The 4114-nt window shown below is 28.1% G+C and carries 4 protein-coding genes; 3 read left to right on the plus strand and 1 reads right to left on the minus strand.

The genetic code is table 11. The features are described 5' to 3' along the window. Positions 1 to 149 precede the first annotated feature (149 nt). Entirely contained in the window at positions 150 to 1412 is a 1263-nt protein-coding gene (locus Q0V09_RS08605) for a 2-hydroxycarboxylate transporter family protein (RefSeq protein WP_297488573.1), read from the plus strand. A 49-nt stretch (positions 1413 to 1461) separates the two neighbouring features. On the opposite strand, the gene Q0V09_RS08610 is transcribed toward Q0V09_RS08605, so the two are convergent. Continuing rightward, the gene (locus tag Q0V09_RS08610; RefSeq protein WP_297488576.1) at positions 1462 to 2643 is read right to left on the minus strand and encodes a dicarboxylate/amino acid:cation symporter; all 1182 of its coding nucleotides are present in this window, start codon (positions 2641 to 2643) and stop codon (positions 1462 to 1464) included. Positions 2644 to 2989: 346 nt separating this feature from the next. On the opposite strand from Q0V09_RS08610, the gene Q0V09_RS08615 reads away from it, so the two are divergent. Both Q0V09_RS08615 and Q0V09_RS08620 read left to right on the plus strand, forming a co-directional pair. Continuing rightward, positions 2990 to 3379 carry a GrdX family protein gene (locus Q0V09_RS08615; protein ID WP_297488580.1) on the plus strand — a complete coding sequence of 130 codons (390 nt, stop codon included), beginning with the start codon at positions 2990 to 2992 and terminating at the stop codon, positions 3377 to 3379. A 17-nt stretch (positions 3380 to 3396) separates the two neighbouring features. Further along, on the plus strand, positions 3397 to 4114 hold a 718-nt coding region (locus Q0V09_RS08620), incomplete at its 3' end, for a glycine/sarcosine/betaine reductase component B subunit (protein WP_297488583.1).

Below are 4114 nucleotides of genomic sequence, written 5' to 3' on the forward strand. Positions count from 1 at the left end.
CACTAGGACATTATCATATATAATTCACACTCTTTAAATCCTTTAAATTAATTTATTTGACATATACTCTATAAAAAAGTACAATAAGTTCAGAAATAATAAGAAAAAATGTTCTTTATTTCACAAAAATTAAGGTGGTGTTATATACTATGGACTTAATATTTTTAAAAATGGATTTAAAGCATTTTCTTCCCATTTTTATAATAACTTTTATTGCAGCTTATTTTAACTATTTACCTAAGGGAATTATTGGAGCACTTTCTTTTATGATGTTATTTGGTGCTATTTTAGAATTTATTGGAAATGAGACCCCTATTGTAAAAGATTATTTTGGTGGAGGAGCTATTGTTGCTATCTTTGGTAGTGCTGCTTTTGTTTATTATAATTTTTTTCCAAAAGAAGTTTTTAGTAATATCTCCACTTTTATGAAAAGTGGTGGATTTTTAGATTTTTATATAGCAGCTTTAATTGTAGGAAGTATTTTAGGAATGAAAAGACAACTGTTAATAAAAGCAGCATTAAAATATCTTCCTGTTATTATAGGAGGTGTTGTTCTAGCTTTGGGATTAACTGGAATTGTTGGAATGTTATTAGGTTACGGTTTTGTTAAAGCTGTATTTTTTATTGCTATTCCTATTATGGGGGGTGGAATGGGTGCTGGTGCTGTTCCTTTAGCTCAAATTTTTGGTCAATCTCTTCATAAGGATCCCACCGAGCTTTTAGCTGTTATGATTCCTGCTGTTGCTCTTGGAAATGCTATGGCTATTGTTATGGGAGCTTTTTTAAATAAATTAGGAAAAAAATATCCTAATTTAAGTGGAGAAGGAAAGTTACTTAAAAATTTAGAAAATGTATCACAAGAAAAATCAATTGAAAAAAAATTAGAAATAAAAGAACTTGGAACTGGAATGGTTATAGCTCTATCTTTCTTTATTTTAGGTAAACTTCTTTCAATTTTTATTCCTATTCATCCATACGCTTTAATGATTCTATCTGTTGCTTTTGTTAAGGTTTTTAATTTAATGGATAATAAGTTTGAGGAGTGTGCTGCTAAATGGTATGAATTTGTATCTAAAAACTTTACTCCTGCACTTTTAGTAGGGATAGGAATTTCCTATACAAATCTTTCTCAAGTTATAGATGCTTTTTCATTCACTTATTTTATTTTAGTACTTACAACAATATTAGGAGCGTTAATAGGAACCGCCATAATGGGGCATCTTTTAGGTTTTTATATTATAGAAGCAAGTATCACTGCTGGTCTTTGTATGGCTAATATGGGAGGAACTGGGGATATTGCTGTTTTATCTGGAGCAAATAGAATGGAACTTATGCCTTTTTCTCAAATATCATCACGATTAGGTGGAACCTTTATGCTTATCTTAACATCTTTACTTATTGGAATTTTGTAAAATGAAAAAGACTGATTTAATTTTTTTAGATCAGTCTTTTTTATATACTTTAATCAATATTATTTTTAAGTTCTTTTTTAAATATTCCATTTAAAATTAAAGCGAGAGCACCATCTCCAACTACATTACATGCAGTTCCAAAACTATCTTGTAAAGCAAATATTGTCAACATTAATGCTATTCCTGAATCATCAAATCCTAATACAGAAGAAATAATTCCTAAAGATGCCATAACTGTTCCACCAGGTACTCCAGGGGCACCTATCGCAAATATTCCTAATAAAAAAATAAATAAAATCATAGTTCCAATACTTGGTAAACTACCATATAAAACTTGTGATACAGTCATCACAAAAAATACTTCTGTTAACACCGAACCACATAAATGTACAGTAGCTCCTAAAGGTATTGCAAAATCCACTATATCTTTATTTAAAGTTTTTGATTTTCTTGCACAATCTAAAGCAACTGGTAGTGTAGCTGCTGAAGACATTGTTCCCACTGCTGTTAAATATGCTGGCCCATAACTTTTTAATAACTTATAAGGATTTTGCTTAGATACAGCTCCGCCAATTGAGTATAAAATAGCTAGCCAAATAAAATGACCAATCAATACAATAATTACAACTTTAAAAAATATTGGCAATTGTTTTGTTACGCTTCCTTCATAAGCTAAAGTAGCAAAGGTTGTTGCTATAAAAAATGGTAATATTGGAATAATTATTTTATATACAATAGCTAAAATAACATTATTAAATTCATCAAGTGCCTTTTCCAATCTTTCTGCCTTTGTCCAAACTATAGCTAAACCTAAAAATAGTGCCAATACAAGAGCTGACATTACTGAAAGAATCGGCGGAATATTTAACTTAAATATTATCTCTGGTAATTTTTTTAATCCATGTACAGATGAAATAATATTTAATTTAGGAATAATTAAATATCCTGAAAACATTGAAAATATTGCCGCGCCAATAGATGAAATATAAGCTAAAAGCAACATTACTCCTAGCATTTTGCTCGCATTTGACTTCATCTTTGTTATTGCCGGAGCTATAAACCCTAAAATAATCAGTGGAACTGTAAATGATATTATTTGTCCTAATAAAAATTTTACTGTTTGAACTATTCCTATAATACCTTTGTTAGAATAAAATCCAATCACTAATCCAACAAAAACACCTAAAACCAATTTAAAAATTAAACTCTCTTTTTTTTTAGACTTTGACATAATTTCCTCCTATAATTAATATGTGATATCAATTATATTACACTGAAACAATAAAGTCAAATATTTAGCTTTTTATAAGAACGTTTACAACTATAAAAGAACAGATATTTTATAATTAAATTTAGTTGGTTGTGAAAATATTATTTTTATAACTTGTTTTTTAACAATTCCTTTACTCTAAAAATCATTTTTTATAAAAAGTGCTAAAACAGTACTATAGAGACTGAATTAAGTCATTTTTGTTAGCTTTAATTCTGTTTTTTAAATAATTTATGTTGACTTAAGCATAGTATATAGAGTATATTAGTATCAAATTTAACAATAACATAACAAAAGGAGGATAATTTTGGAACTAGATCTAAATAAAAAAGATTATATTATCATAACAAATAATCCAAAAGTTAAAGAAAGTTATTCTAATATTAAATTTGTAGATGGAACAGTTAAAGATGTCTTTGATTTCACAAGAAAAGAGTTACATCAAGGGAAAAAATTACTCACACACCCTTTAGGAGCTAGTCTTAAAATGCTACATTCACCATATAGATCTATAATAATATCAAGTAATTATAGTGCTTTAGATATTATGAGTATAGAACTCTTAGAACATAGTATTTTAAAATATAAACAACATACAGATGGGAGGACAGTAGATGTAAAAAATGAAAAAGATTATTCTTTTATTGATTTAACACTTTTAAACTCAGCATGTGAAGAATTATTAAGTTTTATTTAACTTTAGGAGGTGTTTTTTTGAAGCTAACAATGGGAAATATCCAAATAAATGATATTGTATTTGGAGAGAAACTAAAGGTATCAGATAAAGTTTTATATGTAAATCCACAAGAATTAATTGATTTTTTAAAGGAAGATAAAAATATAAAAGATATTAAAATTAATATTGCAAAACCAGGGGATAAAACAAGAATTATTCCAGTTAAAGATGCTATTGAACCTAGAGTAAGATTAAAAGGTGAAATGTGTAACTTTCCTGGAGTTACAGGAAAGATCTTTCAAACTGGAAATGAATCAATTAATATATTAAAAGGGGCAGCTATTATTACAATTGGGGACATTGTAGGATTTCAAGAGGGAGTTATAGATATGTGGGGAGAAGGAGCAAAATGGACTCCATTTTCTAAAACATTTAATTTAGTTGTAGATATTAAACCAATAGAAGGTTTAGAGCCACATACCCATGAAAAAACTGTAAGATTAGCTGGGTTAAGAGCCAGCGAGTTTATAGGACAAGCTGGAAAAGATTTAAAACCTGATGACATAGAAATCTATGAAACTGAATCTATTTCTAAAGAAATTTTAAAAAATAAAGATTTACCTAAAGTAGTTTATGTAGAGATGTTAATATCTCAAGGATTACTTCATGATACATATATTTATGGTGTCAATTCTCAACTTATTCTACCAACACTTCTTCATCCAAATGAAGAGTTAGATGGTGCAGTTATCAGTG

Origin of the sequence: uncultured Cetobacterium sp., assembly GCF_947039425.1 — a bacterium.
GTDB lineage: Bacteria > Fusobacteriota > Fusobacteriia > Fusobacteriales > Fusobacteriaceae > Cetobacterium_A.

What these genes read in the sequence shown, in the direction of transcription:
- Q0V09_RS08605 (WP_297488573.1), top strand. Translation starts at nt 150, where the DNA reads ATGGACTTAATATTTTTAAAAATGGATTTAAAGCATTTTCTTCCCATT.
- Q0V09_RS08610 (WP_297488576.1), bottom strand. Translation starts at nt 2,643, where the DNA reads ATGTCAAAGTCTAAAAAAAAAGAGAGTTTAATTTTTAAATTGGTTTTA.